This is a genomic window from Epilithonimonas hungarica, from assembly GCF_900102265.1.
In the GTDB taxonomy this organism is placed as follows: domain Bacteria; phylum Bacteroidota; class Bacteroidia; order Flavobacteriales; family Weeksellaceae; genus Epilithonimonas; species Epilithonimonas hungarica.
This window is the reverse complement of sequence record NZ_FNBH01000001.1, coordinates 1,313,796-1,338,486: the sequence shown is the minus strand read 5'-3', so window position 1 is coordinate 1,338,486 and position 24,691 is coordinate 1,313,796. Positions and strand designations below refer to the sequence as shown.

The window sequence follows — 24,691 nt, the reverse complement described above, 5'->3', positions numbered from 1 at the left end:
TCGGTGCTTCGCACCTTTATTAGATTCTTTTATGGATTTTCTACCAATATTTCGGTGCTTCGCACCTTGATTATCAGCCAAGACAATAAAACTAAACAAAGTGAGTTTAATATCTTTAAATAAATATTGATAAAATTACTGAAACTCTAACAATATTTAACAAAATTAAAAATTTAAAAGCCATTATACTTTCTTAAATTTGTTGTAAATTGACTTTATGGATATTTTGAAGATCTCGGAAGATTATGCGAAAAATTTGCTCAAAGACAAATTATCTTCTGTCTATACTTATCATAATCTTGACCACACGATCCAAGTTGTGGATAAAATAAAAATCCTTGCAAAGGAAGAAAACATCAATCCGGAAGACACAGAAAATCTGCTTTTGGCAGGCTGGTTTCACGATTTGGGCTATGTAGATGACGCTGAGAACCATGAGGAAGAAAGCCGAAAAATAGCTTCTGATTTTTTAAGACAACATCAGTTTTCCGAAGAGAGGATCGCGAAAATCGGAGAATTGATTTTGGCAACAGACAAGTTCTACAAACCAAAAAATCATCTGGAAGAAGTGATAAAAGATGCGGATCTCTATCACTTGGCTTCGGATGATTATTTCAGGATCTGTGAGAATCTGAGACAAGAGATCAAAGAGGTCCATCATCAGAAATTCAGTAAACAACAATGGTCTGAACTTAATATTGTTTTCTTCTCGAAACATCAGTTTTATACCAAATATGCCAAAGAAAACTGGCAACCGATAAAGGAGAAAAATGTGGATAGGATCCTTTCCAGTATTAAAGATCTGAAAGAAGAGAAAAAGAAAAAAGCTTCTGAGGATAATGACAAAGCACTTCTGAATAAAAAGAAACTGGAAAAACTGGAATCGCCGGAACGTGGTATCGAAACAATGTTCCGTGTGACTTTGAACAATCATACAAAACTCAGCCAAATCGCCGACAGCAAAGCGAATATTTTACTTTCTGTAAATGCTATTATCATTTCAGTAGCACTTTCCACGCTCATTCCTAAACTGGATGCGCCGAGTAATTCGCATTTGATCGTTCCGACTTTCATCATGATAATGTCTAGCGTTGCCTGTATTATTTTGGCCATAATGTCCACAAGACCAAAAGTTTCCAGCGGAACGTTTACGAGGAAGGAAATTGAAGAGAAAAAAGTGAACCTACTCTTCTTTGGAAATTTCTACAAAATGCCAATGGAAGAATATCTCTGGGCAATGAAGGAAATGATGGCAGACCGACAATATCTCTACGATACAATGATAAAAGACCTCTATTATCTTGGAATTGTTCTGAACAGAAAATACAAATTACTGCGATTGACCTACACGGTTTTCACCATCGGAATTATCGCTTCCGTAATTGCTTTTGTGATTGCTTTCAGAAGTGTGACAATATAGGGTCAATCAGAACCAAAAGACACAAGCCCCTCATTTATAGCATATTTTATAAGCCCCACGATCGATTTCGTTTTGGTTTTGATGAAGATATTTCTTCGATGGGCTTCGACAGTTCGTTCGCTAATGAATAGCTTTTCCCCGATCTGCTCATTACTATATTCCTTTGCAATGAGTTTCAGAACCTCAAGTTCTCTTGCGGAAAGAAGAGGTTTCGTTTCTTCTTTGTGATCCATAAATTCATCTGGGCTCATGAGATTATCCATAATGATATTTTGCGCACTCGGGCTGAGGTACCTTCCGTCTTTATAAACAATTTTCAGTGCATCGACAACTTCGTGCATATTTGTTCTTTTCATAACATAACCAGATGCTCCAGCCTTTATCATTTTGGAAATAATAGAGATATCATCGTGCATCGTAAGCGCAACAACCTTTATCTGAGGAAAAAGCGCCTTCACTTTTTTTGTAATTTCTATTCCCGAAGAATCCGGCATATTGACATCCATCAAGATGACATCAATTTTATTATTTTCCAGGAAAGTCATCGCTTCCTGCATCGAAGTAGCACCAGCTACAAAGGAAATACTGTCCTCATCTTCAAGAAGGGACCTAAGACCTTCTATCATAAGCTGATGGTCATCCACAATTAAAACCCTTATTTTTTCGCTCAACATATTTTTTATTCGATTGGGATTAGAATACTTATGATTGTCCCTCTATTTAATTTAGAATCAATATGAATCGTCCCATTCAGATTTTCTATCCAAGATCTGATATGCGACAATCCAAAGCTGGATTTATCTTTTAATGATTCTATATCAAAGCCTTTTCCGTTATCTTCTGCCATCAATGTAATCTGATTATTGTCCTTCGCGATCTGGATGAAGAGTTCAGAAGCTTCAGCATGTTTTATCGTATTATTCACAATTTCCTGCAATGTGCGGTAAAGTACATTTTCCATCAGGTCATCTAATTTATGATTAAGTCCGAAAGTATCAAAACTCATTTTCAGTTTATTACTTTGATTGACTCTGTCCGAGATGTTTTTCAAAGCACCTTTCAGTCCCTGTTCTGAGAGAAGTGATGGTGCGAGATTGTGGGAAATACTGCGGACTTCATCAAAAGCATCATTGATGCTTTCCATCAAAGAGTTCAGAAGTTCATTCTTTTTTTCATCGGAAATATCTTTTCGTTTTTGAAGAACACTGGCATTGAGCCCTGCAAGAGAAAGCAAATAGCCCAAACTATCGTGCAATTCCCTTCCAATCCTTTTTCTTTCCTGAATCTCCGCTTCCAATGCAGCATTGGATTTTTTCTTCGTCAATTCGATAATTGTTTTCTGAAGTTTGACTTCTTGTTTATTTTGATGATTTCTATACAAAAGATATAAACCACCGAAAATCATCAAAAACATTATAGACAAAAAGAACAACCAAATATTTTTGTTACTGATCGCCAATTCTTTTTTTTCCAGTTCCAATTGCTGCATTTTGTTGAGCTGATTGAGATAATCCACTTCTACATCGTAAATTTGGTTGACGACGGTATTATTATTAAGCTCTTCTTTGGCCGTCACATAGTTTTGATATTCTTTCAAGCTGCCTTGGAAATCTCCTTTCTTCTCATAGATGCTGGAAAGAAGTTGATACGCATCGGTTTTTAGTGACTGGCTTTTTTTATCAATGGAAACACGCATCACATCATTAGCATAACGTAAAGCTTCTTCTACTCTATTCTGTCCCAACAGAACTCTGGAAATACCAATCTCAGAAACTGCGAGCAAATGTATCAGGTTGGCTTTTTTGGCAATATTGATACTTTTGGAATAGGTCTCATATGCTTCGTCCAGTTTATTTTCCGTAAGAAACATATTTCCAAGAATCTGGTAAGACACACAAGTTCCATAAATATTTTTTGTCTTTTCTGAAAGATAAATGGAACGATTCAGGTTTTCCAGTCCCAGTTTCATCTGTTTTTTTGAGAAATTGCAGATGGCGATATTGTTAAGAATGGTTGACGCCAGAATGGTATCTTTATTAGAGTTGCTGGAGTGGAGCGCCTTATGGAAATAGCCGAGTGCTTTTTCCTGATTATTCAGGTTGAGATAAGTAAGCCCAATATTATTGAGTGTTCCTGTTTTTTTCTGCTGATTGCCTGCCAGATCGTAGTTTTCCAAAGCTTTTATAAAATAGATATAGGCAGAACGGTAATTACCAAGTTCATTATAAATAGTTCCCAGGTTGTTGTTCAGGTTGGCAATCTCGTAGTAAAAGTTGATCTTATCTGCCAAATCCAGCGATTGTTTATAATATTTTATCGCTTCGGAATAATTGGTTTCAAAAGCATATGAAGAACCAATATACTTCAGGCAAATAATTTTTGATTTTTCATCTTGGAGAGAAATCGATTGTAATATCTTATTTGATTTTTGGCGGGCCAGCGAAGGATCCTCATAAACCAATTTATGGATTTCTTCAAATTGATCTTTAAACGATCCTGACAGATCCTGCTCATCTTTATCTGAAGAATGACATGACACTACAAAGATGACCAGTAAAAAAGTAATGATTTGAAAAAAAATAAAACATCTTTTATTCTTCTGTTTTCTATATGTTCTGATTCGATTCATTTTGTGCCAATTCCAAAAAGCCATACAAATATGAGGTTTAATCCTTAAATTAATTTCATTTTCCATTAATTGGTATATAAAATAAGTGGTAACACCTATTTTATTATCAAAAAATTAGCACAAACCCCGAATTGTTTTAGAAAAATTTATGATTTTAATTTGTAAAACATTAATCATAAAAAATTGTAATTATGAAGAAAATCTTTACTTTGTTATCAGCTTCACCATTGTTTTTGTTATTCAGCGGAAATGTCCATGGTCAGCAAACGATTTATTCCGAAAATTTCAGCTATGCGCCGGGTGGTATTCCAGCAGGTTGGGTAATAGATGCCGAACAGCCACCAGGATGGTCTATCAATAATTCTCAGATCTCCGGTGGGACAGCTCCCGAACTTTATATGACATACGGAATGCAGGTTGGGCTTAGCCGTTTGATCTCACCTAAAATTGATATTACAGGGCATAAGCAGCTTGCTTTATCTTATGATCAGTATCTTATCAACTTTGCAGGTGATGCCGGTGAAACAGTTGGTGCGGATGTGACTTTTGACGGTGGGCAAACATGGCAACCACTTTGGGAAAAGCCCCTGGGCGTGCTTAATATTCCTCAGGATAGATTTACATATTTTGTTACGGCACCGGAAGGAGCAACTGAGATGCAATACGCCTTCCGTTATGATGGCAATAATTTCTTCATAAATGGCTGGGCAGTGGATGATGTAAAGATTGAAGATGTTGCCAACAAAGACCTTCTCGTAACCAATATAACCGGAAATACCACTATAAATGCAGGAAAACCTGCCATGTTTGTGGTAGAAGTTACCAATGGAGGTAAGGAGATACAGGGTAATTACACCGTCAAACTTAAATCTAATGATGGAACAGTGCTGGCAAGCACATCCGGAGAGCCAGTTAATTTTGGGGAGAAATCTCAGATATTTCTAAATTGGACACCACAAAACAGCGATATTTCCCAAAAATCAATTTATGCCGTTGTAGAAAGTTCAGACGATGTGAATCCAAACAATGATCAGTCGAGAACTCTATCCGTGAACATCCTGAAAGATGATATTAAAAATGTTCAGATCGGTAACGGTTCATTTGCTTTGCAACATTCCATCCCGTTCAATTTTTTCACACATTACAGTCTGGGACAGACCATGTACACATCGCAACAAATAAATAACAGCAATTCAAAGATCACAGGTATCCAATACACTTGCCAGTTTGATGAAGATAACAGTGATATTCCCATCCAGGTTTATCTTGCTGAGACCGACCAAGAGGATCTTTCTTCCGACTGGCTTGATCCAGCATCCTTTACACTTGTTTATAATGGAAAAATGAATTTCAAAAAAGGATTCAACAATCTTTATATCCCGTTAGAGACAGAATTCAATTACACTGGAAAAAATTTGGTGGTCTATACTAACAAGAGTCACCCGCAAATGGTACTTTGGTCAACTTTTATAAGTACATTCTCAGAATCGCCAATCTACTCCAGATATAGCGATCGGGATGATGAACCTTATGATGCAATGAATCCCCCACAAGGCTATCCTGTGCTTTACACACCAAACATAACACTTTTCTATGCTGATGGAACTATGTCCGTAATCGATGACAGTTCAAGATCTGCATCTGTACAAGTCTATCCGAACCCGGTGAAAGACATTTTGAACATTAGAACTGAGCAGAATGAAAAAGTTCAGGAAATCCGAATAATAAATGCAGCCGGACAGCTTGTATCCCATAAAATCTTTGGCAACGAGAAACCAGAAGTGAATGTAAAAGAACTCCAAGCCGGATTCTATCTGATCCAGATCATTACTTCTAAAGGAATAACTGCTAAAAAGATCCTTGTCGAAAAATAAAAATTGATTTTTGCAATTATAAAAAAAACAGATTGTTAGTGCAATCTGTTTTTTTTATAATTTATCCTTATATTATTCTAATAATTAAGCAGTACTACTGATCAATCGCAGAAATAAAATTATTACAGGGTTTTCAAATACAAAATGGATAATGAAATTCGCTAGACCTCTTCAATAAAATCATAATCCACATTCTTCGTATCATAATTCACAGCAACACGCAAAGCCCGTAAACCATTGATTCCTTGCAAATCTTCAACTTCCAATTCTTCGATTGATGAAAGTAAATTCTGGTTCTGAAGGATTTTTATCAATTTCAGATATTCTTCACGTTCCTTTTCCTGAGAATAGATAATACTGATCTTCCCGGGTTGAGTGATGCGTTCGTCAGAATTTTTAATCAAGGATTTATCGATCCGTTTTTTGATCATTTCGTAACGTGCATTGTAGCTTCCGTCCACATCAAAACGTTTTTCATCCATTCTGAAACGGATGCTAATTGGCGTACTGTACACCAAGATCAGAGACGCAACATCCAGCGGATAAGCCAATCTGTCTTTGTGTTTTGCATATTCGATCTCTGTCTCACAAAGCACTCGCAATTGCCACAGACGAAGGTTTTTCAGGAAAATCGGATCGTAGGTCAGATCCGGCTCAATAGAAGAACCGATGTACATATTATGCTCCACACCGTCGGTTTTGAAACGCTCGTAATAAAACGGAAATCTATGCTGTTGCTCTTCCTGTCTTTTGTCCAGAATATCAGCAAGGTTTTTGTTGATTGAAGACAGACTCTCATCAAACTTCTTACGGAAATTGTAAACCATTTCGGTTTTAGAATCCAGTTGTTTGTGATAATCTGTAATGATTTGGTTATAATTCGTATTCTGAAGTTTTATCGACTCCAGCAAAGGATGAACCTCAAACAAAATGAAATTCTGAACCTGACTTTCTGTATCAGCGCGCAAATCTTTGCTCAAAAGCTTTTGAAATCTGATTAATTTTTCATTGACCTCAGTCAAATCATTATCAGAGATCAGATTTTTGAAAACATCAGAAATCAGCATCAAATTGATTTCCAGATCTTTTTTGATCGCCAGATTTCTGGAAACCGAAGAATTTCTAATATCAGTCTGTCCAAAAAGTGGTGTCAGATTTTCAAAAGTGATCTTTCTGTAAGGCAAATCAAATTCTTCTCTGTAAAACCCGATGTGGCGTTCCGCTTCCTGCCGGAATTTCCAATAAACACTTGGATGTATCGATGTGTATTCTCTTTGAATAATTGCTTGTACCCTTGTTTCGATACCGTCGTACAATCTGTCCATCGTATCTTCCAGATATGGCATCACGATTTCCATTTTTTGAGCATTGATGCTGTTCAGCATTTTTTTCCTTGAGATCAATTCAATGATCCCGAGAATTTTTTTGTTCTTGATGATCGGCGCAAAAATCGCACTTTTGATTCCGGCTTCGTAAAAATGTTTTGCCATCTGGCTATCCGGAAATTCTTTGTAAGTCCGCTCTATATCAGAAATACTGAAGAATTTTTTGGATTCTACCAGTGTGTTAAAATTCTTCTCGCAAAGCAATTCGTTCTTGCAATCCTGCGAGTTTCCCAACAGAATAAAACTGTCGATCACGCCATTGATCGGACTTCTAACAAATTTGTTTTCATCGTGATTAATAGATGTAAAGCCAACCTCCAGATCAGAAACCTGAAAAATCGAACGGAAAACTTTGTTGAGTTCCGGCTTGAGATTTTTATCGTCCTCAAGATTTATTAATTTACTTTTAAGATTTGAAATCGCAATTTCAGTCGTTGCATCGAAGAAATTAACGACCGCAAACCCTTTCAGTTCCCAGCTTTCTGGTGGAAACTTTTCTTTCCACAATTCATAATCTTCGAAGTTATCGAGCAATTCTGAAATTTCTTCCGCCGTCAATCTTTTGAAGTTTTCCAATGGATTGACATCCATAAAATCAGCGTTCGTCAAAAATCTGTAATGCTTGATGACGCCATCTTCATTGGGAATATCGAAAATAAAAGGCATCGAAACATTCAGCGGAACATCATAAAAATCATTCAGGATAATGCAACAACTCATCACATAAAAGCGATGCGGGTCCATATCCTTGATGATCATATCAAAATTGTCACCTGCTTTTTTGATTATGGTCTCAAATCTTTTTGTGGGATTGAAAAAGAAATTGTAAAAAGGAAAACTGACAGCTTTGATCTCATTTTCCGTCAACATTGGAGGGAAAAGGTCACGGAGAAGCTCCTTCATCAAGATCTCATTTTTTTCGAAAAAATCAAGATTCGTGATGCCGTGTAAAAGCTCGGGGAATTCTTTGGTCTTATCCAATATCCTCTGATGAGAAAGCGCATATTCTGGATTATCGGAAGCTTCTGCTTCCATTTTCTGGATGAGTTTTTCAAAAGAAAAATTCAATATAAATGGGCTGTCGTAAAAGGCTTGGAACTTCATCGGGTAAAAATCAATGCAAATGTAAGAATTAAGAATATATTAATAAAGTCGATTTAAAATTCATAATACTTTAATTCTATTTGATATAATTAAAATCAAATCTGTAACAATTTATCAATGTAAAAGTTAGAATTAAAATCTTTATTTCAAATTTACAAATTTTAAGATTATTAGATATATCTATCGTTTCATTAGCCGATTTCAAAATTGTTACAATAACCGTATCTTTGCAAAAAATTTCAGAAAACATTGAAAGATATCCGCACCTTTTCCCTTGATCAGTTAAAAGACCATTTCAGCACAATTGGTGAAAAACCTTTTCGTGCAAAACAGGTTTATGATTGGCTTTGGAGCAAGAATCTGCATTCGTTTGATGAGATGACGAATCTTTCCAAAAGTCTGAGAGATAATCTTTCGCGTGTTTTTTTTATCAACCCGATCGCTGTCGATCTATTACAAAAATCGACGGACGGAACGATAAAAAACGGCGTAAAACTTCACGACGGATTAATGGTAGAATCTGTTTTGATTCCTACCGAAACCAGAAGTACAGCCTGCGTTTCCTCTCAGGTCGGATGTTCCTTGAATTGTGAATTCTGTGCAACAGCCAAACTCAAAAGAATGCGAAATCTGGAGGTCGCAGAAATAGTGGACCAAGTCGCGCTGATCGACCGCCAAAGTAGAGAATATTTTGACAGACCGCTCACAAACATCGTTTTTATGGGAATGGGCGAACCGATGATGAATTATAAAAACGTTGTAGAAGCGATCCATAAAATCACAAAACCGGACGGTTTGGGAATGTCGCCAAGAAGAATCACCGTTTCAACATCCGGAATTCCGAAGATGATAAAAATGCTGGCCGATGAAGAACTGAAAGTGAAATTAGCGCTTTCCCTCCACTCCGCAATTGAGCATAAACGAAACGAAATAATGCCTTTTTCTGAGAAGTTTCCTCTGACCGATATTATGGATTCTCTGCAATATTGGTATCAGAAAACTGGTTCTCCAGTTACTTTTGAATACTGTGTCTGGAAAGGAATCAACGACGGAGACGAAGATATCAAAGCATTGATCAAATATTGCCGACAAGTTCCAAGCAAAGTGAATCTCATCCAATACAATCCAATTGGCGAAGGAAAATTTGACCATAGAAGTATTGAAGCTGAGCAAAAATACGTGCGAGAATTGGAAAAAGCAGGCATCACAATCGTTGTAAGAAAAAGCCGGGGCGGAGATATTGATGCGGCATGTGGACAATTGGCAAATAAATCAACCGAGATCATTTGAGATGTTTAGTCATAAGGGAAAAACAAGAACCGACAAACATAATTTGGGACTTGCATCCCTCTTGTCATTTGTTGCCGGCTTGGTAAATGTTGTTGGATTTATGGCTGTCAGTAAGCTGACAACCAACATCACAGGACATTTTGCCTACTTTATAGATGAAGCTTTTACACTCAGATTTACCCAGGCATTTCATACGGCATTGTATATTTTTTTCTTCTTTTTTGGAGCATTCTTTTCCAATTTTATGGTCGAGATCTATTCCAGGATCAGGGAAAACCTTGTATATATCATTCCAACCTTTACAGAAGCTGTTATACTTTTATCAATTGGTATTTTTGGAAATTTTCTGATAAAATACTCTCCTGACATTATTGCGTTATGTCTTCTTTTTGCAATGGGGATGCAAAACTCCCTGGTAACAAGCATTTCTCATTCTGTTGTAAGAACAACCCATCTCACGGGACTTTTCACCGACATGGGAATTGAATTTTCCCAACTTTTCTTCTACAAGGACAAAGAGCATAAAACCAAGTTGGTCAAATCCATCAAACTGCGTCTCACCATTATCTGGATGTTTTTTTTGGGTGGGATCATTGGTGGTATTCTATACAAATATTTTGGGATTCGGACCTTGTTTTTGGGGAGTTCAATACTTTTGGTAGGGCTTATCTATGATTTTGTAAAGATCAGGATACTTCTTATCAAAAGAAAACATCTTTAAAGAATTATTCTCAAATCTAATTCCCCAGAATTGGCAATAATTCCTTAACGATCTTTTAATCCATTAAATTTCCTTCTCAGGAGATCAATTCCTATTTTTACAATATGAAGACGATTTTAGTAGATATGGACGGCGTTCTTGCCAATACCAACCAACATTTTATCGATTACGAATACAAAAGAAACAGCAACCAGATTCTTTGGGACAACATTAGCGGACTTCCGGAAGCAGAAGCTTTTCCGAATTTTTTGGAAGATGTTAATTCCAAAGGATTTTTCAGGACAGTTCCAGTTGTAGAAAAAGCAGTTGAAGTTTTAAAATATCTCAACGAAAAATATAACGTTCTAATTGTTTCTTCAGCAACCGAATTCCCGAATAGTCTTACAGAAAAAGCAGAATGGCTAATAGAGCACTTCCCCTTTATCAGCTGGAAACAGATGATTTTCTGCGGACGAAAAGATTTTATCATCGGTGATATCATGATTGATGATCATCCAAAAAACCTGGATCTTTTCCCAGGGCAAAGAATATTATTTTCACAGCCACATAATACTAATTCTATTGTTGAGAATTCGATAAGAGTTTCTGGATGGGATGATGTTATGAATATTCTGTAAGTTCGTGCTATGAAAAAACAGATTTTCTATTTATTAATTTTTCTATTTGGTCTTCAGGTTTCTGCACAAAAAGTTGAATCCCTGAATCTCAAAAAATACAAGATCGCTGTTTTGAGTGACTCTTTGCGAGAATCTTCTGGTTTGACGAATATTAGCGAAAGATTATTTTCTTTTAACGACAGCGGAAACACCAGCGAAATCTTTGAAATAAAAGCAGGAAGCTCCCACATAGCAAAGACTTTTCAAACTGGTCTGAAAAATATCGATTGGGAGGCAATTACCAATGACGGGGGAAATTTTTACGTTGGAGAATTCGGGAATAATCTGGGAACGAGAAAAGATCTGAAAGTTTATCAAATCCCTTTTAGAAATGATTCTCTGATTGTTGATTCGATTAAGACCATCTCGTTTTTTTATCCCGAGCAGACCGATTTCACTCCGAAAAATACCAATAATAATTTTGATGCAGAGGCGATGATCTTCCTCGATGGGAATATTCATCTTTTTACCAAAGAATGGATCACGAACACTGTTTCGCATTATGTAATCGATAAAAACCTGACAGAAAACCAGCCTGCCCAAAAACTGGAAAGCTTTAACACAGGCTTTGTTGTAACGGATGCTTCTATTTTTGAAAACAAGTTATACGTTGTTGGTTACACCAAAAATGCGTCGGTTTATCTGATGACCTTTGAAAAAGATGAAACCGGAAATCTTTTCTTTAACAAGCCATTAAAAAAGTATTCTCTTGGAAGAGCCTATAATGTCGGGCAGATAGAAGGAATTACGGCTGGTGAAAAAGGAATCTATATTTCCGGAGAGCGATTCAGCATCAAAATCAAAAAAGTGCCTCAAAGTCTCTATTTTATTCCATTTAAAGATTTAGAATAATTATATTTGTAGAATAATAAAAAGATATAGAAGTGAGATATTAGATATTAGATTAATATTTCTGCTAATTTTTTTATTTTTTTGGTCAATCGATAGACTTCTCCTCAACATAGCCCTGATTGACTCCCATTCATATTGTTTTTGGAGTCGTTGAAAAAATCGGGTTGGAAAAGTGAATAGAAGTTGTATCGTATTGCTCCGAAAATATAATTTTTAAAAGTGAACAGTGGCAAATACAGTAGAACTAATCAAAGCTCCGATCTCTGACGAAATGAAACTTTTTGAACAGAAGTTTTATGAATCGATGAAAAGTAATGTTGCTCTGCTGGATAAGGTCACACGTTTTATTGTGACGACCAAAGGAAAACAGATGCGCCCGATGTTCGTTTTCCTCTGTGCAAAATTGGTCGGAAATGTGAACGAAAAAACGTTCCGTGGCGCAAGTATGATAGAGCTGATCCATACGGCAACCCTGGTCCACGATGATGTCGTGGATGAGAGTTTCAAACGCAGAAACTTCTTTTCTATCAATGCGCTCTGGAAGAACAAAATTGCAGTTTTGGTAGGCGATTATCTGCTCTCGAAATCGGTTTTGCTTTCCACGGACAACAAAGATTTTGACTTGTTGGCGGTGATTTCCAGAACCATCAGAGAAATGTCTGAAGGCGAATTACTTCAATTGGAGAAAGCGCGAAAACTGGATATTACAGAAGATGTTTATTACGAGATCATCCGTCAGAAAACAGCGACTTTGATCGCAGCGTGTTGTGAAGTTGGCGTTCTGTCCAATGGCGTGGATGAGACAACCGCAAAAAAAATGCAGGAATTCGGGACTTATACGGGTATGGCTTTCCAGATCAAAGATGACCTTTTTGATTATCAGACGAGTAATATCATCGGAAAACCTGTCGGAATCGACATCAAAGAACAGAAGATGACTTTGCCATTGATTTATACATTGAAAAGTGCAAGTCCTGAGAATTACAAAAAATACTTCGCAACTATAAAACGTTACAACAACGACAGCAAAAAAGTACGTGAGTTAGTAGAATTTGTAAAATCTTCCGGCGGAATGGATTACGCAATCCAGACGATGAAAGATTACCAGCAAAAAGCGCTCAACATCCTTGCTGAATTTCCTGATAACGAAGCTAAAGAATCTTTGAAACTGATGTTGGATTATGTCATCAGCAGAAAACTATAAGCATTCATAAAATTTCATTTTTATTTTTTCAAGAATTTTTATTCCGTAATTTTGGGATATGAACAATCAACCCCTTGCCGAAATTCTGCGTCCAAAAACTTTGGATGATGTTCTGGGTCAGGAGCATCTTACAGGAAAAAATGGGACCATCAAAAGAATGATGGATAATGACACGCTCAATTCTCTTATTTTCTGGGGACCTCCGGGAACTGGGAAAACAACATTAGCTGAGATCATTTCTGAAAAATCGGGGAGAAAGTTTTATAAATTATCAGCCGTTTCCGCTGGCGTAAAAGATGTGAGGGATGTAATTGATGAAGCTAAAAAACAGAATCTATTTTCAGGAAAAAGTCCGATCCTGTTTATTGATGAGATTCACAGATTTAATAAATCCCAACAGGATTCTTTGCTCCACGCTGTTGAAAAGGGCTGGATCATACTGATTGGCGCAACTACGGAAAATCCAAGTTTTGAGATTGTTTCCGCTTTGTTATCGCGTTCGCAGGTTTATATTCTGAAAGCTTTGACTTTTGAAAAACTGGAAGGATTGGCTGACATCAGTGTTTCAAAATATAACGAGATCAACAATACCAGATTCTACCTCGAAGAGAAAGAAGCCTTCATCCAATATTCCGGCGGTGATGCGAGAAAACTCATCAATTCAATAGAATTGGTTCTGAATCAATTCAAATCTGCTAAGAAAAACAAGATTTCCAACAAAGATGTTTTATCTGTTCTCCAAGAAAATATGGCTTTGTATGACAAAAATGGAGAGCAGCATTACGATATCATTTCAGCTTTCATCAAATCGATGCGCGGCTCCGACCCAAATGGTGCAGTCTATTGGTTGGCGAGAATGTTGGTCGGTGGAGAGGACATCAAATTCATAGCAAGAAGAATGATGATTTTAGCAGCAGAAGATATTGGGCTTGCCAATCCAAATGCACTTGTAATGGCAAACAATTGTTTCCAGGCCATCAACGTCATCGGAAATCCGGAAGCCAGGATCATCCTAAGTGAGACCGCCGTTTATCTTGCTGTTTCTCCAAAAAGTAATTCAACATATAATGCGATCAATGAAGCGATGGCATTTGTAAAAAAAACCGGAAATCTCCCTGTTCCACTTCATCTTAGAAATGCGCCAACCAAACTGATGAAAGATCTGGACTATGGTAAAGATTATCAATATGCCCATTCTTATGAAGGTAATTTTGTCGACCTGGAATTTTTACCGGATGAGATCAAGGGCACTCGATTTTATACTCCTGCAAACAATTCCACTGAGAAAAAAATCAGGGAACAACTAAAAGAAAAATGGGGAAGCAAATACGACCAATAAAGCTTTTCGTTAAATAATCCTTAAAAAGAAAATTGACCCGAGTATTTCAATTTGCTTTTAATATATTTGCGCAAGAGAGATAACTATGGAACACTTTGAAAGTTGGAAAGACTTGCTGAACCCCGAATTTTACATCAAACTAGGTGGTTTTTGGCTGATTTTATTTATTATTTTTGCAGAGACAGGATTATTTGTTGGTTTCTTTTTACCAGGCGACAGTTTACTTTTCATTTCCGGGATCTATGCCGTCAAGATCATAGATACCACTTTTGGTTCTACAGGTTCAGACTTCTTGGACACAACCATTCTTGCAACTGCAGTTTCTATTGCGGCGATCATCGGAAACGAGATCGGATATTGGTTCGGATACAAAAGCGGACCATTGTTGTATGAGAGAAAAGACACATTCCTGTTCAAGAAAAAATACCTTTTCAAAGCACACGATTTCTTCGAAGAACACGGAACTGTAGCCGTGATCTTGGCAAGGTTCCTTCCTATTGTAAGAACATTTGCGCCAATTGTTGCCGGGATTGTAAAAATGGATAAGAAGAAATTTTTCTTTTATAACATCATAGGAGCCATTTCCTGGTCATTCTCGATGATTTTTGCAGGTCATTATCTGGACAAATTATTCATGGACCAATTCGGGATCGACCTCAAAACAAAGCTTGAATTAATTGTCCTCGTAATCGTTTTGGTAACCACACTTCCGATCATCATCAAGTTTTTCTTTACCAAAGACAAAGAAAGACCGACAGAGGAATAATTTTTGATAATAAAAATTGAAACAAGATATAAAAACCGGAGCTAGTTTCCGGTTTTTGCATTTAAATCTGAGTATCAAAATGAAAGTATTCATCAACAAAAGAATTCCACAAATTGGAATTGACCTGCTCAAAGAAAACAATCTCCAGATCATCGATCTGGAAAATGATGATCCATCACATGAAGAGTGGCTGGAAAACTGTAAAAAAGCAGACATCATCCTGAATGTTGGCAAAAACAAATATGACAAAGATTTTTTTGAAAATTGCCCGAATGTAAAAGCCATTTCATTGTTCTCGGTAGGATTTGACCAGGTTGACATTGCCGAAGCCACAAAACGAAAGATCCCGGTTGGCAATACGCCCGATGTATTGAGCAAAGCCACTTCTGATGTTGCTTTTCTCCTGATGCAGATGGTTTCCAGAAAAGCCAATTACAACATCGATAAAGTAAAATCAGGAAGCTGGAAAGATTTTGATGCTTTAGAACAATTGGGACAAGAATTATACGGAAAAACGTTAGGGATCCTTGGCTTGGGAAGAATCGGTTTTGAAATGGCTGAAAAATGTAAGGCCGCTTTTGGAATGGATATCATTTATCACAACAGAAGTCATAATGAACAGGCAGAAAATGAATTGGATGCAAAATATGTTTCGTTTGAAGAATTAGTTCAAAGTTCAGATGTGATCAGTATCCACGCCAATTACACAACCGAACAAGCTGATATGTTCAACAGATCGGTTTTTGATAAAATGAAATCTAATTTGATTTTCATCAATACCGCAAGAGGCGGTTTCCATAACGAAAAAGACCTGTATGAAGCTTTGAGATCAGGGAAGATCTGGGGCGCAGGTTTGGATGTTACCAATCCCGAACCTATGAATCATGAAAATCCCCTACTCCAGCTTCCCAATATCTGTATCTTACCCCACATCGGCTCTGCAACAATAGAAGCCCGGAACGGAATGTCAAAAATTGCAGCAGAAAACATCATCGCATTCTCACAAAATCAGCCGATGCCTCATTGTGTGAATCCTGAAATTTATCAATGATCAAAGTTACAGCTTGGAATCATATTTGTTTATGATCTATCAACACTAAACAAAATATTATGATAACAGAAGACAATATCAACGAACAGGACAGAAATCTGGAAGACCTCGATTACCCAAGATCAGAAGATATTTTCATCAGAGAAAAACATATACCTTTAGATGGCGATGGGAATCCAATTTTTAATGAGGCAATAGATAACGACAAACCCGACAAAGGATTAGACATCCCTGGAATCGAGGATGATGACGAGATGGAAGAAATCGGTTCTGAGGATGAGGAAAACAATTATTGGAGCACCAGCGATAATGATGATGACCATGAAGAACAAAACGATGATGTCCTTGGATAAAAATTAAAAGCTTACTGAATCGGTAAGCTTTTTTTATTTCTAGTTTTCGAAAATCCTGGATGGTTTTTTATTCTCATCAATAGCAACAAGGGTAAAGTCACCTGAAACCGCCTTTTCTCTGGTATCGGCATACATCTCTTCTATGAATATTTCTATATTGACCTTCACGCTGGTGTTTCCTACGTATTTCACCTTCCCGATCAATTCCACCAAAGTATCCGCAGGAATTGGTTTCTTGAAATCGATCCTGTCGCAGCTTACCGTTACAAAGGATTTTCTGGCGAAACGAGTGGCGGTCATAAAAGCCACTTCATCCATCATTTCCATTACTTTTCCTCCGAACATGGTATTATGGTGATTGGTCGTATTCGGAAAAACCACTTTAAAAACCCGTGTTTCAGAGCTTTTAATTTTATCCTCGTAATTCATTTATTTTTTTACAGATTGAAAATTAAACATTTGAAATGAATAGAAATTCAGGAGGATCCCATTCACTTTTTCGTTGTGCAAAGATAATCTATATATTGGAAATACCTTCTCAGAAAAGAGCTGTTTTATTTAAGTCTCTTTTTTTACCATCATATTTGCATCAGAGATCACTACATATCTTTTGGCATCAATATGACCTGCAGATCTGGCAAATTGAAAGATGAGATCAAAAACACAAGGCGTAAGATCAATAATAATGATGTTGCCAACTAGTCCTGACCCGACCTCAGTTTATTGATAAAATAAGAAGGTGTGAAACCTGTCTCCTTTTTAAAGGTCACCGCAAAGACCTCTCTGGAAGCAAAGCCGGAGACCTCGGCAAGATAACTGATCTTGTACTCTCTGTACTGGGGAACATTGTAGAGCATTTCTACGATATACTGGATCCTGAGCCCGTTTATATAATTGCTGAAGTTTTTACCCTTATCCTGTTTGATGATCTCGGAGAGATATCTGGTATTGGTGTTCAGGGAGTTGGCAAGATAGGTAAGGTTCATATCCTTGCGCAGGAATTTTTGGGAGCTTTCAAACTTCCGAAGCTTTAGCAATATGGTATTGACTGTATCATCTGTAATACCCAGGGGCTTATCAATAGGAGCTTCTATAGGCTCGTCTTTTTCCTTTTGCTCTTTCAGCGTATGAATGATAGCCTCATATTTTTCCCGCGATCTTCTTTTGTTTCTTTTCATGTACAATAGACCGGATATCAAAAACAAGATCACAAATGCCGTACTTATCAGAAGAATGGTCTGGACATTGGACCTGTAGGTCTTCTCTTGTTTTTCCGCTATATATTTTACAGGGATATTGATCGTTTTCTTTTCTGCATTCACCAGGCTGTCATTCAGCTTGGTGTAAAGGTCCATATATTTTTTGGAGGCCTCTTTGTTCCCCTGCTCCACATAGGACTTGAAAAATACTTCATAGATGTCCCTGCGGATGTACGGGGTGCTGGATCCTTTTTCCAGTTCCTCTGCCTGTCTGGCATACAGGATAGCCTTATCATACTTTTTCTGATCATGGTATAGCCATGCGAACTCATTCAGTACAGTGATTTCCAATCCCTTTTTTATTTGATAATTTTTGTTCCGACAGATCTCCAATGCTTTTGAGAAATAGGACTCTGCATCTTTAAAACGCGCTGTCACATTGCTGCTTTTTCCCAGATTGATGTAAGCCAAAGCTAAAGTGTGATATTTTTTACGGATATATTCCTTGTTATCATCCATTTGGCTTGCCATTTCCAGACTTTTTCTCTGGTAATAGATCACAGAGTCCACTGGTGCATTGATATGGGCATAATATCTTGCGAGTCCGTTATATACTAGTGCTTTCTGGTAATTCCTGGGATTCCCTGTAGTTATCTTTTCTGCGATGTTAAGCGATTTTTTAAACTCTTTCAGACTCTCATCATTGAAACCCAGTTCTGTATACGACAGCCCCCTGAGCATGTATGTATGTGACAATGTCTCATTATCTTTCATAGTTATAGCCAGTTCCTCTTCTTCCTTGCTGAGGTCTATGACCTTTTTGAAATTTCCGCCGTCATAATATTGGGTCATCAGGATTGTAGTACTTTCCAATATTCCGGCTCCGTAGTTGATGCCTTTAGACAGGCGGTATATATTTTCAGAAAGTTCTATGGACCTTTTCGGATCATTAATAGATAGAGCTCTCGCCTCCTCCAATTGCTTATCGATATCCTGTCTTGTAACAAACCGCTCATTGGTCTGCGCGAGAGAATATCCGAATATCATGTACAGTGATATTAGCATCATCTTTTTCATCTGCGTGTGTTTTTAGAAAGGCGCAAAGTAAATGTTAATTTATCGGACATGACAAAATCTTTTGTTAGCTATTCAGAAATATTAACAAATTTAGCACTATTTATTATACTGATAAACAATATTTTACACATCATTTATCATCATTTCAATATTTCTGATGAGAGGATTTCCGTAAGAAGAGATCAACATTGAGATGATATCAGAAATCATCTCACCTATTCCTTTCTACGCAGGCATGATACCTATATTATTGCAAAAAATTTAATAGGACTTCCCCCATCAGGGAAAGCACAGATACACCAATAAATATTATAAATATTAACCTTTAAAAACACAATGGTATGCCTTTTTTAAATTTTGAAAGCCGACATTTTTCCGAAGCGGAGATAGCGGCAGTTAACGATGCCCTACAAAACCTTCACACCGCCCTGGCAGGAAAACTTGCCAGCCTTACACCGGAAGAACGCCAGCAATACGGCAGCATCAACGAGCAGAACAAGCTACTGGTAAACAAGGTCAATGATTACAAGAACAACGCCCCACAGCTTTCGAGCCCAGATGTGGATTGGGAAGAATTCGGTAAAGACCATAACAGCCGCAGCTTTCTGGAATCGGTCATCAATAGCCTTATGGAACTTAGCAGAGGATTGGAAAACGCAAAGGTCCTCCACGATTGGGACAATTACCAGGCCTCTCTTATAGATTACCAATACTCTGTATATCGTAATGATTCCGGGAGCACGGGGTTCCACACCAAGGTAGAGGAGATCAAACAATTTTTCAGCAGGACCGGTGGCAGCAAAACTTCCGGAGATCCTACGCCACCTACAGAATAAACCTCATTTCAGGTTCCGAACTCCAAAAATGTGGTCACCTGACCCAAAATTTGACGTTCTGAACCTCAAAATTACGGTCCGGAACCTAAAAGATCGGGTTCTGAACGTCAAATTTGAGGTTGTACAACCCCAATTTTCTGGTCCCGGACCGGAAAATTGAGGTCCCGGACCACAAAAATGGACTTCAGGACCTAAAAATCAATCATAGATCAAAAAAAACACAAAAACACAACAGATGAGCTAAACTACGCAGGCATGCTTATGTAAGTAAAATAAAATAGTGATTTGTATCATTTCTAGTCGAAAAATCCCCAATTCTTCAGAACACTTGAGAAATATACAGAGATCACACCGGATGGTGTGGACTTTTGTATATCAAAGTGTTCGGGTATGGGGATACCTTTCGACTTGATAAGACAAAAAGGTCCGCACTTTTTATTTGCCTTCCCCACAACAAAGGACACAAGACAAAAAATACCCGGGACGTCCTGCTCAGAACGAACTGAAGATGAAACAAACCATCCGGGACCCCTTCTAAGAACACAAATTAAATACTAAAAATTCACTAAGATGAAAAAAGCACTTTTCGCAGGTCTATTACTTGCAACAATGGGAACAGCAACAATGAAAGCTAACACGGTATCCAGCGCACAGCCAGAATCCACACAGACCTGTGTGGTGACCACCTATGTTACAGAAAACGTATGCGGATGTACTGTTACCTACAAAGTAACTACATACTATTTCCTATGCATCCCTCTTTGCTCAACAAAATGTGAGGTGAAGAGAGAATGTGGAGGTGGAACCGGAGAGACCAGATAATCATTTGCTTTGATCACCATGCTGCAAAACTGCTGTATGGTGATCTGTTTTTCGGGCGATAGACCCCAATGATCATTTACAGAAGATATCATGACACGGTTCGTCCACAACTGTAGTACATCTGGAAAATATTGATGCCACTTCCTATGACCTGTCTTTGATAGAATAATTTATAAGGTCATTTCCAACCCTGATCAGAATATCCTGAATGTGCTGTAAGACCTGTAAAGCTGTATCTATAAATGGTATTGCAGAGCCCTTAACAATTAATTTCTAAAATACTAAAATGAAAAAAATATTATTACTGTTCTTTGCGGTACCCCTGTTCCTTTCGGGGAATCTGTCTGCACAGAATATAACACTTCTGGGAAGCACATCCGCTTCTGCAATAGGCAGCGGAACCGGTGGAAAGCCCACACTTAGCTGGAACATCCCCGCGGGGCAGAACCGTGTGATGATCGTCCACTTCTGGTTCGAGAGAGACCATAGACCTACGGTGGCAAGCAACTATCCATCCGGAACCTTGGGCGTCGATTATTTTCCCTTTACAGTAGCGGGCAAAAGCTTAACAGGAAGGTCCGTACTGCGAACATTTCACAATCAATCTGCGACAGGCATCCAAACCAATGCCCAGCTTACTTCCTCTTTTTACAGATATACCCTGTCGGATGCCGACGGATTGCCAACAGGCCTTTCCACATTTGATTTTTCAGGGATCCTGACCCCTGCCAATATAGCAGATGAGGTAGCTGTTTCCATAGAGGTCTATGGCAACGTAAGCCCTTCTACGGCATATACCGCCACCGGGTCTTTCGCATGGCTGGAAGCAACAACCGCAGCCACTACTTTTTCGGGTACGCCCACAGCAGCTACTACCCCGGTGGGAAGAGCTGCTGCAGATGTAACTTATGTAGGCTTCGGAGCTACCACAAAAGATGAGAACCTTTCTCTGAGTGCGGGCTGGACCAATATCAACAAGATGCAGGTCACCAACGCCGCAGGAACTGCTTTTACCAACTCACCCAACGAACCGGACGGAATAAGCCTGTTAACAGCCTATCGCAGTGGAACTGCTGCCACCACGCTTACAAAATCCTCCACACAGAGAATTGCTGCGGTACGTCTGAATGTTGTACCGCTTCTACCCCTTGCCAAGCCAACCATAGCCGGAAATGTATATCTGGATACTGACGGCCCTGCAAATATTGGTGGAACTGCTACCAACGGGGGTGGACTGTATATTAATCTGGTAGATGCCAGCAACCTCGTGGTCTATTCTATGGCGGTTTCTGCCGGAGGTGCATTCACCATACCAACAGGTTATGCGACCGAGGGCAATACTTATACGCTTCAACTAAGTAAGAATCAGGGAACCATTGGACAGAACGCTCCACTAAAGGAACTTAACAACCTTTGGGTGACCGTTGGAGAAGCAATCGCTGCTACAGGGAACGATGGCTCTGCGGACGGTACAATATCTGTAACCGCAGGTACCAGTAATATCTCAGGACTGAGATTTGGGATCTACCAGCTGGCAAGGCCATCGCTCGTAGGAAGTGTCTATCTGGACACGGACGGCCCTGCCAATATTGGAGGCACGGGTACCAATGGTGGCGGTCTATATGTGAACCTCGTAGGAGCTGACAATCTGGTAGTTTATGCTGCCACAGTTGCTGCAGGAGGTGCATACACCATCCCGACAAACTATACGATAGAAGGCAATACCTATACATTGCAGCTGAGCAAGAACCAGGGGACCATAGGGCAGCCTGCCCCGGTGAAGGAACTTAATAACCTGTGGGTGACTGTTGGAGAAGCCACTGCAACTACAGGGAACGACGGTTCCGCGGACGGGACATTATCCATAACGGCAGGCAACGCCAATGTTACAGGGCTTAGATTTGGGATCTACCAGCTCGCAAGACCATCTCTCACAGGAACCATATATCAGGATACAGACGGCCCAACCAATATAAACGGTACTGTTACCAATGGCGGCGGACTTTACGTTAACCTTGTAGATTCCGGTAATGTACTGCTCTATTCTGCCACCGTGAATGCTTCTGGTGTGTTCACCATACCAACGGGCTATACGATAGAAGGTAACAGCTATACATTACAGCTGAGCAAGAATACAGGGATGCTGGGTGCTGCCGCTCCGGTAAAAGAGCTCAACACAGGATGGGCGACCGTAGGGGAAGCCACCGCTGCTACAGGGAACGATGGTGCTGCGAATGGCACATTATCCATAACGGCAGGCAACATCAATGTTACGGGACTCAGATACGGAATCGCTGCAGACCTTCCTTTTGGTTGCGACTCTACATTGTATCTTTCACAGAATTCTCCAACCCAATTATTCAGGATAAACAGGGCAACAAATCCATTTACCTATACAGCTGTAGGGGCTGCAACACCAATCACATATAATGCGACGGCCATCAATTCGGTAGATGGACGTATGTACGCGATCACAGGTTCTACAGGCAATACCCTGATCAGAATCAATAATGATGGTACCTATGTCGTACTTGGCACAATATCGGGGCTCAGCAGCGCAGGTAGCTATAATGGCGGTGTCATAGATACCATGGGCAACTATTATGTAAAGGACAATGGCGTGGACAATGTGATCTACAAGATCAATATTGCGACCCTTACAGCCACTACGATCAATCTTTCGCAGAATATACATCCTTCTGATTTTGCCTTTAATACAGTGAACGGGCTTTTATACGGTGTGGATCTGAGAGGTGCTCCTACCGCAAGCCAATTGTTTTCCCTGGATCCTGCTACAGGTATGGTCAACATGTTCGGGCAGATCTATGGTACGGCAGATAACTTTGGCGCCATGTTCAGTACCAATTCGGGGGAACTGTACGCTTCCAATAATGCAGGAGGGTTCTACCAGTTCAATGTAACTACCGGGGCACGTGTCCTTTTATCCTCTGCACCAAGCAGCAGTACCAATGATGGGGCTAATTGTATATTGGGCGACACCAACTACAATGCAGACCCTTATATTACCAAGACAGCATCGGCAGCATCGGTTGCTGCAGGTGGTGCCGTTACCTTTACGGTGACGGCAGGTAACAACGGACCTTTTGGAGTACTGAATGCCCATGTGACAGATGCTGTTCCTGCGGGGATCCCTGCGGCCAATGTATCCTATACCGTTGTAGTTTCTGCAGGAAGCAGCACACAGGTAACAGGTACAAGAACAGGCGCTATCAACGATTATGTATCTCTGCCTGTTGGCGGCACGGTTACCTACACCGTTACGGTCACGATACCTGCAAACTTTACAGGAAACTTTACCAATACCGCTGTTATTGCATCACCGTCCAACACCACAGATGTCAATACAGAAAACAATCAGGCGTCAGTATCTGTAGCCGGTCCCGGATGTCCGGCTGGTAATACAGCTCCGGTAATCAATTAATAAACATTAAGAAATGAAAAAAGTAAATAAATATAATTTTCTTACAGAGAAGCGCCGATTCCTTTTTATGCTGATTTTTTCGCTCATAGCATTTCACAGTGAGGTACAGGCACAGGGTGTGGATGCTATTTTCCTATTGGACAATAGCAGCTCTATAGGCAATATTGACAGTAGCCCTCTGCAGCCCCTAGAATATCCTAATATGAAAAAATCAACCCAAGACCTTATTGATAAGATATTGGCTTGTAATCCTTATAATAGAGTGGCGGTTACACAATATGGAGCTAATGGTCTCGATGCTGTTGATTCTTGGCTGTACATTGAATCTGATTTTACTAATAATGCTACTGCTGCAAAAAATTTCGATAGAAGACTTTCAGGTGGTACTGTAACTTGGGGAGCTGCAAGGTTAATTGACAACGCATTATGTGCATCATGTACTCCTCCCACAGATATTTTTGATGAGCAAATGATTTTAAGCAGTGTTAAAAAATTAACTAGAAAATCCACTAATAATCTGGTAATATTTCTTTTTACCGATGGCAGGCCTCAGGATGCTGCTCCTATTACTCCTGAGGGTGATGCTTATGACTTTTCGGAGTATAATAATTTAAAAACGAATCGTAAAGCAACATTTGTAGTTTTGCAAGCTCCATCTGAAACTAACAGTA

Annotated in this window: 19 protein-coding genes; 14 read left to right on the top strand and 5 right to left on the bottom strand. The window is 38.9% G+C overall.

Annotated features, from left to right (window positions below):
* Window positions 1-217 precede the first annotated feature (217 nt).
* Window positions 218-1,420, top strand: a complete 1,203-nt coding sequence (locus BLT30_RS06185) for a Pycsar system effector family protein (protein ID WP_089872386.1) — start codon at window positions 218-220, stop codon at window positions 1,418-1,420.
* A gap of 2 nt (window positions 1,421-1,422) precedes the next feature.
* Here BLT30_RS06185 and BLT30_RS06180 read toward each other — a convergent pair whose 3' ends face one another.
* The gene (locus BLT30_RS06180; protein ID WP_089872384.1) at window positions 1,423-2,094 is read right to left on the bottom strand and encodes a response regulator; all 672 of its coding nucleotides are present in this window, start codon (window positions 2,092-2,094) and stop codon (window positions 1,423-1,425) included.
* A gap of 5 nt (window positions 2,095-2,099) precedes the next feature.
* Window positions 2,100-4,049: a tetratricopeptide repeat protein gene (locus tag BLT30_RS06175; protein ID WP_175487134.1), complete on the bottom strand. Its 1,950-nt coding sequence runs from the start codon at window positions 4,047-4,049 to the stop codon at window positions 2,100-2,102.
* A gap of 191 nt (window positions 4,050-4,240) precedes the next feature.
* Between BLT30_RS06175 and BLT30_RS06170 the strand changes: the two genes are divergently transcribed.
* Window positions 4,241-5,923, top strand: a complete 1,683-nt coding sequence (locus tag BLT30_RS06170; RefSeq protein ID WP_089872380.1) for a T9SS type A sorting domain-containing protein — start codon at window positions 4,241-4,243, stop codon at window positions 5,921-5,923.
* Between the two features lie 161 nt (window positions 5,924-6,084).
* Here the strand turns inward: BLT30_RS06170 and BLT30_RS06165 are convergent, their stop codons facing one another.
* Entirely contained in the window at window positions 6,085-8,343 is a 2,259-nt protein-coding gene (locus BLT30_RS06165) for a GAF domain-containing protein (protein ID WP_175487133.1), read from the bottom strand.
* Window positions 8,344-8,661: 318 nt separating this feature from the next.
* Here BLT30_RS06165 and rlmN point away from each other — a divergent pair, with 318 nt between their 5' ends.
* From rlmN to BLT30_RS06120, 9 genes are all read left to right on the top strand, one after another.
* Window positions 8,662-9,702, top strand: coding sequence for a dual-specificity RNA methyltransferase RlmN (gene rlmN, locus BLT30_RS06160; RefSeq protein WP_089872376.1), 1,041 nt, complete (start codon window positions 8,662-8,664; stop codon window positions 9,700-9,702).
* A 1-nt stretch (window position 9,703) separates the two neighbouring features.
* Window positions 9,704-10,423 carry a YoaK family protein gene (locus BLT30_RS06155; protein ID WP_089872374.1) on the top strand — a complete coding sequence of 240 codons (720 nt, stop codon included), beginning with the start codon at window positions 9,704-9,706 and terminating at the stop codon, window positions 10,421-10,423.
* Between the two features lie 104 nt (window positions 10,424-10,527).
* On the top strand, window positions 10,528-11,040 hold the full coding sequence (locus BLT30_RS06150) for a 5' nucleotidase, NT5C type (protein ID WP_089872372.1): 513 nt from the start codon (window positions 10,528-10,530) through the stop codon (window positions 11,038-11,040).
* Between the two features lie 9 nt (window positions 11,041-11,049).
* Window positions 11,050-11,931 carry a hypothetical protein gene (locus tag BLT30_RS06145; protein ID WP_089872370.1) on the top strand — a complete coding sequence of 294 codons (882 nt, stop codon included), beginning with the start codon at window positions 11,050-11,052 and terminating at the stop codon, window positions 11,929-11,931.
* A 226-nt stretch (window positions 11,932-12,157) separates the two neighbouring features.
* Entirely contained in the window at window positions 12,158-13,135 is a 978-nt protein-coding gene (locus BLT30_RS06140) for a polyprenyl synthetase family protein (protein ID WP_089872368.1), read from the top strand.
* Window positions 13,136-13,193: 58 nt separating this feature from the next.
* On the top strand, window positions 13,194-14,474 hold the full coding sequence (locus BLT30_RS06135) for a replication-associated recombination protein A (RefSeq protein ID WP_089872367.1): 1,281 nt from the start codon (window positions 13,194-13,196) through the stop codon (window positions 14,472-14,474).
* 85 nt (window positions 14,475-14,559) lie between these two features.
* A complete protein-coding gene (locus BLT30_RS06130) occupies window positions 14,560-15,240 on the top strand; it encodes a DedA family protein (protein WP_027382625.1) in 681 nt (226 codons plus the stop codon).
* A 79-nt stretch (window positions 15,241-15,319) separates the two neighbouring features.
* Window positions 15,320-16,291, top strand: coding sequence for a 2-hydroxyacid dehydrogenase (locus BLT30_RS06125; RefSeq protein WP_089872364.1), 972 nt, complete (start codon window positions 15,320-15,322; stop codon window positions 16,289-16,291).
* Between the two features lie 59 nt (window positions 16,292-16,350).
* Window positions 16,351-16,644 carry a hypothetical protein gene (locus tag BLT30_RS06120; RefSeq protein WP_089872362.1) on the top strand — a complete coding sequence of 98 codons (294 nt, stop codon included), beginning with the start codon at window positions 16,351-16,353 and terminating at the stop codon, window positions 16,642-16,644.
* Window positions 16,645-16,683: 39 nt separating this feature from the next.
* Here the strand turns inward: BLT30_RS06120 and BLT30_RS06115 are convergent, their stop codons facing one another.
* Window positions 16,684-17,073 (bottom strand): acyl-CoA thioesterase, encoded by a 390-nt coding sequence (locus BLT30_RS06115; protein WP_089872360.1) that lies wholly within the window; start codon window positions 17,071-17,073, stop codon window positions 16,684-16,686.
* A 269-nt stretch (window positions 17,074-17,342) separates the two neighbouring features.
* Window positions 17,343-18,911: an AraC family transcriptional regulator gene (locus tag BLT30_RS06110; RefSeq protein WP_175487132.1), complete on the bottom strand. Its 1,569-nt coding sequence runs from the start codon at window positions 18,909-18,911 to the stop codon at window positions 17,343-17,345.
* A 350-nt stretch (window positions 18,912-19,261) separates the two neighbouring features.
* Between BLT30_RS06110 and BLT30_RS06105 the strand changes: the two genes are divergently transcribed.
* The 3 genes from BLT30_RS06105 to BLT30_RS06100 all read left to right on the top strand — a co-directional run bounded on the left by BLT30_RS06105 (window position 19,262) and on the right by BLT30_RS06100 (window position 24,020).
* Complete coding sequence (locus tag BLT30_RS06105; RefSeq protein WP_089872355.1) at window positions 19,262-19,756, top strand: hypothetical protein; 495 nt, start codon at window positions 19,262-19,264, stop codon at window positions 19,754-19,756.
* Window positions 19,757-20,326: 570 nt separating this feature from the next.
* Window positions 20,327-20,578 (top strand): hypothetical protein, encoded by a 252-nt coding sequence (locus BLT30_RS18075; protein WP_139166585.1) that lies wholly within the window; start codon window positions 20,327-20,329, stop codon window positions 20,576-20,578.
* Window positions 20,579-20,864: 286 nt separating this feature from the next.
* Window positions 20,865-24,020 (top strand): beta strand repeat-containing protein, encoded by a 3,156-nt coding sequence (locus tag BLT30_RS06100; RefSeq protein WP_089872353.1) that lies wholly within the window; start codon window positions 20,865-20,867, stop codon window positions 24,018-24,020.
* Window positions 24,021-24,691: the final 671 nt, after the last annotated feature.